The 13,347-nt window shown below is 39.6% G+C and carries 11 protein-coding genes; 2 read left to right on the top strand and 9 right to left on the bottom strand.

Features of this window, described 5'->3' with window-relative positions:
• Positions 1-24: 24 nt before the first annotated feature.
• The 8 genes from KZZ04_RS15400 to KZZ04_RS15435 all read right to left on the bottom strand — a co-directional run bounded on the left by KZZ04_RS15400 (position 25) and on the right by KZZ04_RS15435 (position 9,161).
• Positions 25-678, bottom strand: coding sequence for a riboflavin synthase (locus KZZ04_RS15400; RefSeq protein ID WP_058404260.1), 654 nt, complete (start codon positions 676-678; stop codon positions 25-27).
• Positions 679-682: 4 nt separating this feature from the next.
• A complete protein-coding gene (gene ribD / locus KZZ04_RS15405; protein ID WP_058404259.1) occupies positions 683-1,834 on the bottom strand; it encodes a bifunctional diaminohydroxyphosphoribosylaminopyrimidine deaminase/5-amino-6-(5-phosphoribosylamino)uracil reductase RibD in 1,152 nt (383 codons plus the stop codon).
• A 2-nt stretch (positions 1,835-1,836) separates the two neighbouring features.
• Positions 1,837-2,286 (bottom strand): transcriptional regulator NrdR, encoded by a 450-nt coding sequence (nrdR, locus tag KZZ04_RS15410; RefSeq protein WP_006794272.1) that lies wholly within the window; start codon positions 2,284-2,286, stop codon positions 1,837-1,839.
• Positions 2,287-2,383: 97 nt separating this feature from the next.
• Positions 2,384-3,640: a serine hydroxymethyltransferase gene (glyA, locus tag KZZ04_RS15415; RefSeq protein WP_058404258.1), complete on the bottom strand. Its 1,257-nt coding sequence runs from the start codon at positions 3,638-3,640 to the stop codon at positions 2,384-2,386.
• A 269-nt stretch (positions 3,641-3,909) separates the two neighbouring features.
• A complete protein-coding gene (gene thrC / locus KZZ04_RS15420; protein ID WP_058404257.1) occupies positions 3,910-5,193 on the bottom strand; it encodes a threonine synthase in 1,284 nt (427 codons plus the stop codon).
• 11 nt (positions 5,194-5,204) lie between these two features.
• On the bottom strand, positions 5,205-6,140 hold the full coding sequence (gene thrB / locus KZZ04_RS15425) for a homoserine kinase (RefSeq protein WP_058404256.1): 936 nt from the start codon (positions 6,138-6,140) through the stop codon (positions 5,205-5,207).
• A 9-nt stretch (positions 6,141-6,149) separates the two neighbouring features.
• Positions 6,150-8,567 carry a bifunctional aspartate kinase/homoserine dehydrogenase I gene (thrA, locus tag KZZ04_RS15430; protein WP_219423111.1) on the bottom strand — a complete coding sequence of 806 codons (2,418 nt, stop codon included), beginning with the start codon at positions 8,565-8,567 and terminating at the stop codon, positions 6,150-6,152.
• A gap of 228 nt (positions 8,568-8,795) precedes the next feature.
• Positions 8,796-9,161 (bottom strand): response regulator, encoded by a 366-nt coding sequence (locus tag KZZ04_RS15435; protein WP_219423112.1) that lies wholly within the window; start codon positions 9,159-9,161, stop codon positions 8,796-8,798.
• A gap of 386 nt (positions 9,162-9,547) precedes the next feature.
• Here KZZ04_RS15435 and KZZ04_RS15440 point away from each other — a divergent pair, with 386 nt between their 5' ends.
• Both KZZ04_RS15440 and rdgC read left to right on the top strand, forming a co-directional pair.
• Complete coding sequence (locus tag KZZ04_RS15440) at positions 9,548-11,308, top strand: sensor histidine kinase (protein WP_138529747.1); 1,761 nt, start codon at positions 9,548-9,550, stop codon at positions 11,306-11,308.
• A 90-nt stretch (positions 11,309-11,398) separates the two neighbouring features.
• Positions 11,399-12,316, top strand: a complete 918-nt coding sequence (gene rdgC / locus KZZ04_RS15445; RefSeq protein ID WP_058404252.1) for a recombination-associated protein RdgC — start codon at positions 11,399-11,401, stop codon at positions 12,314-12,316.
• Between the two features lie 73 nt (positions 12,317-12,389).
• Here rdgC and KZZ04_RS15450 read toward each other — a convergent pair whose 3' ends face one another.
• Positions 12,390-13,229: an HDOD domain-containing protein gene (locus KZZ04_RS15450; protein ID WP_219423113.1), complete on the bottom strand. Its 840-nt coding sequence runs from the start codon at positions 13,227-13,229 to the stop codon at positions 12,390-12,392.
• Positions 13,230-13,347 lie beyond the last annotated feature (118 nt).

The raw sequence follows: 13,347 nt of genomic DNA on the forward strand, positions 1-13,347 counted from the left end.
CGCTCGTGTAAGTTGTCAGTTTCGTTATTTAATAAAGCCCGCTTTTGCGAGTAAGCTCATTGATATGTCTGCGCCGGTTGGCTGCTCAGCGCCTTTAATAAGACGCTCTAAATAACGTGCAATTTGATCGACCTCTAAATTAACTTGGGTGCCGACTTTAAAGTCGGCAATCGTTGTTTGACCACTGGTGTGCGGCACAATTGTTAATTTAAATTTATTACCCTCTACAGCGTTAACTGTCAGGCTTATACCATCAATACATACCGATCCTTTGTAAGGTATGTATTTCATTAAACTTTCATCGGTTGTAAGCCAATATTCAGTCGCTCTCGCATTTGGTGTAATTGCAGCAATGGTTGCAATACCATCAACATGACCAGACACTAAATGCCCACCTAAACGCGAAACCGGTTGCATGGCTTTTTCAAGGTTAACCGTTTGCCCTATTGAATAATGCGCAAAACCAGTTAAATGAATTGTTTCGTTAGATAAATCAGCACTAAAGCCATCAATATGTTTATCAACTACGGTTAAACATACACCATTTGTTGCAATACTATCGCCCAGCTTCACGTCACTCATATCAAGGTCGGCGCTTTGAATGCGAATGGCTAAGTCGCCTTGTTTTTTTTGTAATAAAGCAATTTTGCCTGTGGCTTCTATTATCCCAGTAAACATAGCGCTACTCTTCTTTGTTAAGTGATTTTAGTGAGTGCTTTTTTAACGCATTGATACGCAAATCGTCACCAACACGCACACACTCATTAAAGGATAAATCGATAGTATCTTGCATACTCGTCAATTCAGGGAAGTTTACTAAACTTTTAGCATCATAGCCCATCAGTTTTGGTGCGATATAAAAAACATACTCGTCAATTAAATCAAGCTCGGTCATTTTCCCCGCAAGGGTTGCCCCAGCCTCAAGCCATATATTATTAAATTGATGCTTAGCGAGTGTTTGTAATACATCGGTTAAATCAACCTTACCCTGTTGCTCACGCACCGCTATGTGCTTAACAAAATGCGGCCACAGAGTCGATTTATCAACCTCGGTGGTAAAAATTATTACTGGGTGCGCTATTTTAAATAGCGCAAGGTTGGGTGTTAACCTATTTTGCGAGTCTATTATAACACGCACTGGCTGGCGAAGCGGTAAGTTGGTCGGTAATGAATACGGTAATTCGCTTTGCCGAACATTGAGTTTTGCATCATCAACAAGAACCGTATCGGCCCCCGTTAAAATGGCACAGCTTTGAGCGCGGTATAGCTGCACATCTTTTCGTGCAGCAGGACCTGTGATCCACTTACTTTTTCCATTTTTTAGCGCTGTTTTACCGTCTATACTGGCTGCTAATTTGCAGGTTACGTAAGGAAGCCCTTGCTCCATTCGCTTAAAAAAACCAAGATTTAATGCGCGAGCCTGTTGTTCAAGCAATCCATAAGCGACTTCTATTCCAGCATCGCTCAGTATTTTAAGGCCTTTGCCTGCCACTTCTGGGTTGGTATCAACCATGGCAGCAATCACCTTTTTAATACCCGCAGCCTTGAGCCCTTCTGCACAGGGCGGCGTGCGCCCATAATGACTACAAGGTTCAAGTGTTACATAGGCGGTTGCACCCTTTGCTTTTTCACCGGCCACAGCAAGGGCATTTACCTCGGCATGCCCTTGCCCTGCTAATTGATGAAACCCTTCACCAATTATTTGATTATCTTTTACAAGTACACAGCCAACATTAGGATTAGGCGTTGTGGTAAATCGTCCTTTTTTAGCAAGCTCAATAGCACGCGCCATATATAGTTTATCATGCTCAGTAAATACGACTTGGCTGCTCACAATTATTCCCCTAAACGGGCAATTTCTTCGCCAAACTCGCGTATATCTTCGAACGAGCGATACACAGACGCAAACCTTACATAAGCTACTTTATCAAGTTTTTTAAGCGCCTCCATAATACATTCTCCCACCAAATGGCTCGAAATTTCTCGCTCACCCGTTGCACGTAATTGTGATTTAATTATATTTACCACTTCATCAACTTGCTCTGTGCTAACAGGGCGCTTTTCAAGTGCACGATTTAAGCCATTAAGTAACTTATCTTCATTAAAGGGTTCTCGGCTTCCGTCTTGTTTAACAACACGGGGCATAACCAGCTCAGCCCCTTCAAACGTCGTAAAACGTTCGTGGCAATCGTTACATTCTCGACGACGGCGAACTTGATGACCACCGCCAACAAGGCGCGAATCTATAACTTTGGTGTCTTTTGCTGTACAAAATGGGCAATGCATAAATCAAGGTATCCGTTTTAAAAACAAAAAAGCCGCTAAAAAGCGGCTTTTATAATAACATGTTTACTTATGTGATCTAAATTACCGTTTTACTTTGTTAAGCGTAAACAGGTAGTTTTGCACAAATAGCTTTCACTTTTTCTTTTACTTGTGCTTGTACAGATTCATCAGCAATATTGTCTAGTACATCACAGATCCAGCCAGCAAGCTCTTTAGATTCTGCCTCTTTAAAACCACGACGTGTGATTGCAGGAGAACCAATACGCAAGCCAGAGGTTACAAAAGGAGAACGCGGATCATTAGGTACTGAGTTTTTGTTAACCGTAATATTCGCATTGCCAAGCGCTGCATCAGCATCTTTACCAGTGATATCTTTATCGATTAAATCAAGTAAAAATAGGTGATTGTCTGTTTTACCAGAAACAACTTTATAGCCGCGCTCTTGTAGCACGCTAACCATTGCTTGCGCATTTTTAACAACTTGTGTTTGGTATTCTTTAAATTCTGGTTGAAGAGCTTCTTTAAATGCCACTGCTTTTGCAGCAATAACGTGACATAAAGGACCACCTTGGCCACCAGGGAATACTGCACTGTTAAGCTTTTTGTAGATTGCTTCGTCGCCACATGCAGAAATAATTAAACCACCACGAGGGCCCGCTAATGTTTTATGCGTTGTTGTAGTAACAACATGTGCATATGGTACAGGGCTTGGGTAAACACCCGCCGCAATTAAACCTGCAACATGCGCCATATCAACAAATAAATAAGCATCTACTTTGTCTGCAATTTCACGGAACTTAGCCCAATCAACAATGCCTGAATAAGCAGAAAAACCTGCAATAATCATTTTTGGTTTGTGCTCTAGTGCTAACGCTTCAACTTGTGCGTAATCAATTTCACCCGTTTCTTCATTTAGGCCGTACTGAATTGCATTGTACGTTTTACCTGAAAAGTTAACGTGTGAACCATGAGTTAGATGGCCACCATGCGCTAGGCTCATGCCTAAAACAGTGTCTAGCGGGCTTAATAATGCTTGAAAAACAGCTGCGTTTGCTTGAGAGCCAGCATGCGGCTGAACGTTTGCGTAATCAGTACCAAATAATTCGTTTGCACGGTCAATCGCTAATTGCTCGACCACGTCTACATGCTCACAGCCACCGTAGTAACGCTTACCAGGATAACCTTCCGCATATTTGTTAGTAAGTTGAGAACCCTGTGCTTCAAGTACGCGTGGGCTACAGTAGTTTTCAGATGCAATTAACTCAATGTGCTCTTCTTGACGTGATGTTTCTTTACTCATCGCGTCAAATAACTCTGGATCAAAGTCCGAAATATTCATGCTACGTTCTAACATTGGGGGCTCCTGGGCAACGTGTATGGTATTTTTTAGAGGCTATATTGTACGCTTAAAACCGCGCTTTGCCTACGTTCTTAAGTTGAGGATATTTAATCAGGGATTGAAACTATTTCACAGTCCTTTTAAGATGATATTTTTAAATAACTTACATAACTATTTTAAATGTTTTTCATTTATTACATTTAATTAGTTAATTGACAACGCTGTTTCACGGTTTAGAACAGACAAAAAAAGCGGCCTAAGCCGCTTTAACTTTTGCTTTTTATTTAACCTAACTTAGCCAGTATTTCTGTGCGTAACGCGTCATAATCGGCGTTTATATCGCTTGCTAGGCATGGTTTAGCCAATGCGTCACTTAGTGGTTTTGGCATATTAAGCTCGATATTTAATATATCTTCCACGCTTTCTTTAAATTTAGCCGGATGTGCAGTTGCTAAAAAGATACCCGCAGCACCTGGTGCTCGGTTATTAACTAAACCTTGGTATGCAATTGCTGTATGTGGCTCTGCAACATACCCTGTTTGATGAATATTTTTCATCACTGTTTGAGTGTTTTGTTCGTCAACACTAATTGAATAAAAGTTGTCGTAACTAAACCAGTTGTTATCCAACATAGTTTGCACTCGTGGCCAGTTGTTAGGCTTACTTACGTCCATCGCATTTGAAAGCGATTCAAGCGTTGTATTTGGTGCCCAGTTTTTGTCTAGCATAAAACGTGGAACTGTATCATTCTGGTTAGTAGTTGCACTTAGCTTTCCTACTGGTAACCCTATTACAGCACCAATCATGGCGGCGCATACATTACCAAAGTTACCACTTGGTACAGAAATATGTGCTGTTGCACGCTTTTCTTTTGGCAGTTGCGCAATTGCTTCAAAGTAATAACACACTTGCGCTACTAATCGACTTATGTTGATTGAGTTAGCAGAATTAAGGCCAAGTGTTGATTTTACCTCGTCATCTAAAAACGATTTTTTAACAAGCTCTTGGCAATCATCGAAACTACCATCAACTGCGTAACAATGAATATTACCGCCTAAAGTAGTGAATAGCTTTTGTTGAGCCAGCGAAATTTTGCCTTTAGGATAAAGAATAACCACATCGATATTTGGCTTATTATAAAATGCATGCGCTACTGCTGCACCTGTATCACCTGATGTTGCGGTTAAAATTGTAACCTTCTCGCCTTGGTTAAACTGCGCTAAACATTCAGCCATAAAGCGCCCACCAAAATCTTTAAAGGCAAGCGTAGGGCCATGAAACAGCTCCAAACAATAGATATTTTCCTCTACCTCGACTAACTTAACTGGAAAGTTGAACGCATTTTTAACCATGGCGGCAACGGTGTCACTTGGCAACTCATCACCAATTAAATGCGATAATATTTTGCCGCTACGCGTAACAAAATCCATATCAAGCAGTGCATCAACATCAGTCAATGGCGCTAAAGATTCAGGAAAAAATACACCTTGGTTACGCCCGAGTCCTGTTTTTACTGCTTCAACAAACGACACTTTTTGTGAGTTATCTTTTAAATTATGTAATTGCATGACTTCTTTTCCTATAAAACATTTAATTGACGCGTGCCGTCGTTATCTAACTTACAAATATGGCAAAAGCCTTGCTCATTTATATAATTATCTTTTAGCCATTTGGCGCATTGCTCAGCCGCTTCCAGTGTTTTACATACAGTAAATAACGTAGGGCCTGCACCTGAAATACTCACTATTTCAGCACCCAGTGCGGGTAAACTTGCTTTGGCCTCACTAAAGCCAGTAATAAGTGGCGCTCGATATGGCTCTGCTATTTCATCTTTCATAATGCTTAATGCATCGTCAAAACGTGCTGTTAGTAACAAGCTACTAAAGGCCGATAAACGCTGCGCAAACTCAATGCTTGCATGCATACTAAGCTCTTTAGGTAATACAGAGCGCGCTTTTGCCGTATTAAGCGAAAAGCCTGGAAACGCCGCGACATAATACCAATTTTCATCAACCGGAAGTTCTATCGATTTATTAGGAATTAAATCGCCAGTTAGCTGCAAGCCGCCTAAATAACATGGTGTGATGTTGTCGTAATGGCGCCCGCCACTTACAACGGCTTCAAAATCTGCCATCAACTCAATTAACTCAACTTGGTTCAACTGTGTTTTTGCAAATTTATCAAGCGCTGCAAATGTAGCAACAACCGAACAAGCACTTGATCCTAACCCTGAGCCAATTGGCAGGTTTTTTTTAAGTTCAAGCTTTACTGAAGGCATATCTGGAGCAACGTGCGCTCTGAAATGCACTAAGCACTGATATGCTAAATTCTCTTTCGCATCAATCGGTAATTTATGAGCATACTCGCCAGAACAGACAAACTCATCATTAGTCGCGGCACTTACAACCGCTACGTCACCCAATAAACTGCCATCAATTGGCGAAAGCGCGGCACCCAATGCATCAAATCCAACTGCAAAATTACCAATAGACGCAGGTGCATATACTTCAATCATTTTTCACTCCTAGCGCGATAAGGTTTTTAAAACATCTGCAAATACACCTGCAGCAGTTACTTCAGAACCCGCACCGTAACCACGAATAACAAATGGGCGTGGTTGGTAGTATTGGCTTAAAATAGCCAGTGCATTTTCACCATCACGAATAACATTAAGCGCATGTGATGAATCTACTGCTTCAATACCTACTTTACAGTGCCCTTCTTTAATTGTTCCAACGTAACGCAATACTTTTCCTTCACTTGCTGCCTGCTCTATACGGGTATTAAAGTCAGCATCTAAGCTTGGCAGTTTTGCCATAAACTCATCAATACTGTCTCCTTCGGCAAATCCTTGTGGTAATACCGACTCAACTTCAATATCGCTTAGCTCTAGTTTCATACCTGCTTCTCGCGCAATAATGAGAAGTTTACGCGCAACATCCGTTCCTGATAAATCGTCTCGAGGGTCTGGCTCTGTGAAACCACTTTCTTTTGCTTTTATGGTTGCCTCTGACAATGACAAACCATTTTGAAGTGCACCAAACATGTAAGATAACGAACCAGATAAAATACCGCTAAATTCAAGTAGCTCATCACCCGCGCCAAATAACGACTGTAAATTGTCGATGACTGGGAGCCCCGCACCTACGTTGGTTTCATATAAAAATTTGCGATTGTTTTTTTGCGTTGCTGCTATTAAATCTTGATAGTAAGTGTACGAGCTAGTTGTTGCTTTTTTGTTGGCTGCGACAACATGAAAACCGGCATTTAAAAAGTCAACATATTGCGCCGCCAGTGCATCAGACGATGTGCAATCAACCAGCACAGGATTAACTAAGTGGTTTTGCTTAACAAATTGCTCAACGAGTTTTAAGTCAAACGCCTGCTCTGATGCAGCTAATTTTTGTTGCCAATCACTAAACGCAATCCCTTCACTATCAAGGTGTAGCTGACGCGAGTTTGCAACGCCATACAAGTTAAGCTTTATATTGCGCTTTTCAAGCCATGCTTGTTGGCGCTCTAATTGAGATATAAGCTCTTGCCCTACTAAACCACACCCAAGTAAAAACACATCGATTGATGGCACATGTGTGAAAAAGTTCTCATGGCATATTTTTACTGCGTCGTTACATAACTCTCCATCAATTACAGCTGAGATAGCGCTTTCGGTAGAATCTTGTGCAATTGCCACTATATTTACTTGTGCTTGGCAAAGCGATGCAAAAAACTTAGCCGCTAAACCGCGGTGCGCGCGCATGTTATCGCCTACAAGCGTTACTATGGCTAAATTACGCTGTACTTGTACAGGTTCAATCAAACCTGCTTGTGATTCAAGCTCAAACGCAGTTTGTAATGCTGTTAATGCAAGGGTTAAATCGCTTTCATGTACACAAAAGCTAATGCTAAATTCACACGACGATTGTGTGATTAACACAATCGACACGTTGTCATGAGCCAGCGCATTGAATACTTTTGAGGCCATGCCCACTTTGCCTTTCATGCCTGGGCCCGAGACCGTTAGCATAGCAAGATCTTGCAGACTTGAAATTGCTTTTACCGGTTCTTCTGACGAATAATCATTACCGATTAGTGACCCTTGCGCGTCAGGGTTGTGCGTATTTTTTATTTCACAAGGAACGCCGGCTTTAGCGCACGGCAAAATAGTTTTTGGATGAAGAACTTTGGCACCAAAGTAAGAAAGCTCCATTGCTTCTTTGTAAGACAAAAAATCGACTTTAGTGGCTTTTTTGATATAACGAGGGTCTGCACTGTAAACACCATCAACATCAGTCCAAATTTGGCAAACATCTGCCTCTAAACAAGCCGCAGCGATGGCTGCAGAGTAATCAGAGCCATTTCGGCCAAGGGTAGTCAGCTCGCCTTTATCATTGCTTGCTGTAAAACCTGGCATAATATAAATCGTGGCTGGGCTTTCTTTTAACACAGCTTGGAAACGCGCTTTGCTTGTTACTAAATCAACCTCTGCATCTATGTAGCCACCTGTTGATGCAACACAGCTAGTCGCTTCTAAATACACTGCTTGATGTGAGCTTAATAATCGCTGCATAAGCGATACACTAACACGCTCGCCAAAACTAATAATATAAGCGCGCACCTGTTCAGGGCAGCACTTAATTAATGACACACCATTAAGCTTATTTTTTAGCGCGTCAAAATCTGGCCAACTTTCAATTGCGCCATACTTTTTTTCTACGGCTGATTTCAACTCATCACAACGTCCAGTTAACGCCTCCCATAAAGGGCCAAAGTCATGGCCTTGCTCTGCAGCACTTGCCAGTGAAACCAATGAATCAGTCATCCCACCGGGCGCAGATAAGACTAATAGCATTTCATCTTTTAATTGTGCTTTAACTAATTGAGCTACCTGCTCAAGACAAGCAAAGTCGGCAAGTGATGACCCACCAAATTTTAAAACGCGCATTGTTTATGTTCCTCATTCCATAAAACGAAAAAAGGCCTGTGTTCTAAGTGAACACAGGCCTTTAAATTTGTTGCACCGACCTATGCCACTATCCAGAAAGAATGGTGGTTGTAATAATAATGGTCAGTACGCGATTAAATGTTTTCATGGAGTAAGACTGCACTAACAAAGGCTATGCTGTCAAGCGCAAATTAAAAGATAAAACAGCCTTTTTTAACATAAAAAAACCTAGTGAATGCCAAATTTATGCAAAATACCATTCATTCGTGTTTTATCTATTGGTTTGTTTATAAAATCGATAGCGCCTAATTTAGCCACTCGCAACTTCATTTTCTCTTGTATATCAGCAGAAATAACAAGTACAAAACACTCAACCTTGTTTGCTTTTATGTATTCAAGAACGCCAACGCCGTCAACTTCAGGCATGGTTAAATCTAGGCATAACAAATCAAAACGGTTCGTTTTTAGTAGTTCAATCGCTTGTGCGCCATTTGTAGCTTGCTGAATATCGGCATCTATACATTGTTGCAAACATCTGATTACTTGTTTTCGTGCAACTGTTGAGTCATCACACACTAAAATAGAAAAATTCATATTATAAAACTACTAAATAAGCATAATTAATGTCGTTAAGGACAACGGTCGGTAGCAAGGTCGTATTTTTGTACAATGGTACCTATATTTACTACAAAATACCTGTGCTTTTTATCCACATTTTGTAACAATCTATTATTGAATAAACTTAACAAGCCAAAAGGGATAGTTTACTATTGCGAAAATGCATAAAAAACAAACAACAATTAGTTTATCAATAATATACAAACACTCCGATATAGGTAGTGTGTAATAAACAAAAACAAAAATCAGCCTTTATTTGTCATAAAATAAATCATTTATTATTTGTTTTTAAGCATTTATTGACTAGATTTTAAATAGTAGTGCAAATACTTAATTAAAGTTCAAGGAATTATTGATACCCCATGCTACAAAAAAGCCTTTCTAAAAGATTACTGACCAGTGTGTTATCGGTCTATTTTTTGCTTACCTTTGTAGTGACATGCGGGCAGGTACTTGCCGAGTACATAAATACTAAAGATTACATTAAAGATGAACTTGCCACTTTGCAAAAAACCTTTAGCCGCAGTTTAACACGAGCAATTTGGGAGCTTAATACAAAGCAAACAATAACGACCGCAGAGGGCCTGCTAGCTATTCCTATGATTGAGGGAATTATTGTGCGTGATGATAGTGGCGAGGTTATTTCACAACTTGGCCGCTCTTTAGATATCCATAAGCTCTACAGCCAGCAACTTGTTCAAGAAGAAGCCATGTTGGAAGACTCAAAATCAGGGTTATTTGGCTATACCTTCCCACTCATTTTTGAATTTTCAGGACGGGCTACGCAAGTAGGTGATGTAACGTTATTCTCCAGCAGAGAAGTGGTACTGAGTAGAATAATGGTATCAATCTACTTTTTGATTGGTAATGCCATGATTAAAACAACATTTTTAATTATTTTATTCTTAATGGCGTTTAGAAAATTACTCACCGACCCACTTTATCAACTCACCGAACAAATCGAAAACCTACAACTCGATGAGCTAGAAGGGCAACACATCGAAATTGAGACCGAAGAGCACAATGAACTTAAAGTAATGGAGCAATCTTTTAATAACCTAATCGATAAGGTTGTTCAGTACAGAAAAGAGCTCGAGCGAACTCAAAGCAAATTAATTGTGAGCAACGAAAAATTAGACCAACATAATATTCAGCTAGAGCAAGATGTTGCCCGTAAAACGTCTAATTTAAGTCAAGCAATGATGGAATTACAACAGCAAAAATATGAATTAGAAAAACAAAAAATAGTCCTTACCGATGAAATAGACTTGCGCCGAAGCACCGAGCAAGAGTTGCTCACCAAACAAACAGAATCGCAACGTTACATTGACGAGCTAAAACTTGCTCAAGAACGACTTGTTGGTACAGAAAAAATGGCCGCTTTAGGAGGGTTAGTTGCGGGGATCACCCACGACATAAATACCCCCATCGGCATTGGTGTAACCGCGGTATCATTTTTAGAAGAGCGCTTAAATAAGCTTGAAAGTGCCTATGCTGAAAAAACACTTTCCCCTAAAGCATTAGAAGAATTCATTAACGAAGCTAAGCAAAGCACAAGCTTGCTTACAACAAATTTAGATAGAGCCTCAGACCTCATTGCAAGTTTTAAGCAAATTGCTGTAGACCAAGCCAGTGAGGCTGTGCGTACCATAAACTTTAAAGATTATGTAAATGAAGTAATACGCTCGCTTCACCCTAAATTAAAAAAAACATCGCACACTATCAATCTGCAATGCCCCGATGACCTAGTATTAAATTTGCCAGCCGGCGCCATAAGCCAAATATTTACCAATCTCATAGTTAATTCACTTATTCATGGTTTTGAAGGTAAAACCAATGGTGTAATGGATATTACTATTACCAGTGACGAAAAAAACTTAACCATTGACTACAAAGACAATGGTAATGGAGTACAACCAGATCAACTTGAAAAACTGTTTAACCCGTTTTTCACCACCAAACGCGATGAAGGTGGAAGTGGTTTGGGCACTCACATAATGTTTAATTTAGTTAAGCAAACTTTAAGCGGCTCAATTGAGGCAACAAGTGAACCTGGTGAAGGGTTGCATTACTTTATTCAGTTTCCTAAAAATATGGCTAAACCACTTTCTATATTCAATTAAAGTTAATTTAAATAGTCGTTAATCAGTCATTTCGAGGAACGATTTTTATTGCTATGATTGAGCAAATTTTTCAGATGGATTATCTCCCCTATGTGGTTTAGTAACCTTATTTGTTACCGCTTTAAACAAGATGTTTCGTACACACAAGAAGACTTTGATAAAGCTCTAGAACAAGACCTATTTCGCCCTTGTACAGGCCAAGAGCTCTCTACCTTTGGCTGGACTAAAGCATTTGGAAAGCATAGCGAAGCACTTTCTCACTTCTCTCAAAAGAGTATATTAGTATGTGCTAAACGCGAAGAAAAAGTATTACCGGCTTCTGTAATAAATGAATTAGTTGCCGAAAAAGTTGACCAAATCGAAGCTGAAGAAAATCGTCCAGTTAAAAAGAAAGAAAAAGACGAATTAAAAGAAAATATTCTTCATACCTTACTTCCTCAAGCATTTAAAAAGTCGAGCCTACAGTTTGCATTTATTGACCAAGAAAATGGGTGGGTTGTAGTAAATAGTGCAAGCTTTAATAAAGCTGAAGAGCTTTTAGCACTATTACGCAAATCATTAGGTACACTCCCTGTCGTGCCTGCATTTGCAAATTATGACCTTGATGTATTTTTAACTGATTGGCTAACTAACTTTACCACACCAGAAGGCTTTGCAATTGGCTCTGACGCTGAACTTGAAGAAGCTGATGACAGTGGCGCGCAAGTTAAATTAAAAGGCCATGATCTGTCGTGTGATGAAGTTAAATCACACCTTGAAAGTGGTAAACGCGTTACTAAACTAGCCCTCGATTGGCAAGAGCGTGTTAAATTCATGTTGCAAAATGATGGTTCAATCAAACGTTTGAGTTATTCAGATACATTAAAAGAAGAAAACGCTGACATACCTAAAGAAGATATGGCAGTAAAACTTGATGCCGATTTTATTTTAGCATCTGAAGAAATTAAACAATTGCTAGAAGAGCTAACCCAAGGTTTAGGCGATGCTGACGATTTAGTTACCCCCTAAGCACGCGTTAAATAGTAATAAAAAAGCACGATATTTAATCGTGCTTTTTTATTACGCTAAATTTAAGGCTTAATTAGCTAAACATGTCTTTTACGTCTACAAGCATTTCATTGTATTCATCGCTTGAGAACAACTGCATAGATGAAATAACACCTTTATCAATATAAGTTTGTAGAGCTGCTGATTTATCAGATACCTGTAAAGTCCCCTCTAAAAGAGCCCCAATTCGAATAAAATCTACATAACTTATTTGTTCTGGTTTATAGCTTGGGTCAGCCCAACTTAATGCCACATTTGAAAACTCAACAGGGAATTCCCACGCATCCATGATTGATGACCCAATTTTGCCACTTAGCTTTTGAATAGCATGTGCTAAAAAGCTAGGATTTGCAAACACCTCAGGGTGGCGCTCAGCTTCAGTTAATATAGGTAATACACCAATGTTATAAACTAAAGCCGCTAACGTAATTGAATCTCGATTTAACGACGTACGTTTATTATTTTGTAAGTAAAACTCCATTAACGTAATTGAATGACTCGCCACCGTTAATGTTTTTTGCCACGCTTTACCCATATAGCCTTTGATAAGATCATTGTTAGAAACAAATAATTGTTCCATAGCCATTGCTGTCGCTATGTTTTTAATTTGACGCAACCCAATGCGGGTAACTGCTTGATGTAAGGTAGATACCTTAACCGCACGTCCCATAATTGCACTATTAGCTACTTTAATCATACGAGCAGATAACGAAGGATCTTGTGAAATAACCTCCGACATTTGCATTAAATTAACTTCAGGGTTGTCTGCAGCTTGGCGAACTTTAACCGCAACTTCAGGTAATGTAGGTAATACAAGTGTATCGTTATTTATTCTATCAACTAATATTGTTAATAATGCATTCTCTGTAGACATAAAGCAGTCATCCTTTTAGTTGTAATAGTACTACACGCTACAACAGTTAATTTTTATAATAATGAACTTACAATCAGTATTGCCTAACTTACCGTTAAAGTTAAGGAAATTATATAAT

Source organism: Pseudoalteromonas sp. CR1, from assembly GCF_019392235.1.
In the GTDB taxonomy this organism is placed as follows: domain Bacteria; phylum Pseudomonadota; class Gammaproteobacteria; order Enterobacterales; family Alteromonadaceae; genus Pseudoalteromonas.

Coding starts and splice junctions, on each gene's coding strand:
- glyA (WP_058404258.1), bottom strand. CDS start 3,640: ATGTTAGAACGTAGCATGAATATTTCGGACTTTGATCCAGAGTTATTT.
- nrdR (WP_006794272.1), bottom strand. CDS start 2,286: ATGCATTGCCCATTTTGTACAGCAAAAGACACCAAAGTTATAGATTCG.
- thrC (WP_058404257.1), bottom strand. CDS start 5,193: ATGCAATTACATAATTTAAAAGATAACTCACAAAAAGTGTCGTTTGTT.
- thrA (WP_219423111.1), bottom strand. CDS start 8,567: ATGCGCGTTTTAAAATTTGGTGGGTCATCACTTGCCGACTTTGCTTGT.
- thrB (WP_058404256.1), bottom strand. CDS start 6,140: ATGATTGAAGTATATGCACCTGCGTCTATTGGTAATTTTGCAGTTGGA.
- KZZ04_RS15440 (WP_138529747.1), top strand. CDS start 9,548: ATGCTACAAAAAAGCCTTTCTAAAAGATTACTGACCAGTGTGTTATCG.
- KZZ04_RS15400 (WP_058404260.1), bottom strand. CDS start 678: ATGTTTACTGGGATAATAGAAGCCACAGGCAAAATTGCTTTATTACAA.
- KZZ04_RS15435 (WP_219423112.1), bottom strand. CDS start 9,161: ATGAATTTTTCTATTTTAGTGTGTGATGACTCAACAGTTGCACGAAAA.
- rdgC (WP_058404252.1), top strand. CDS start 11,399: ATGTGGTTTAGTAACCTTATTTGTTACCGCTTTAAACAAGATGTTTCG.
- KZZ04_RS15450 (WP_219423113.1), bottom strand. CDS start 13,229: ATGTCTACAGAGAATGCATTATTAACAATATTAGTTGATAGAATAAAT.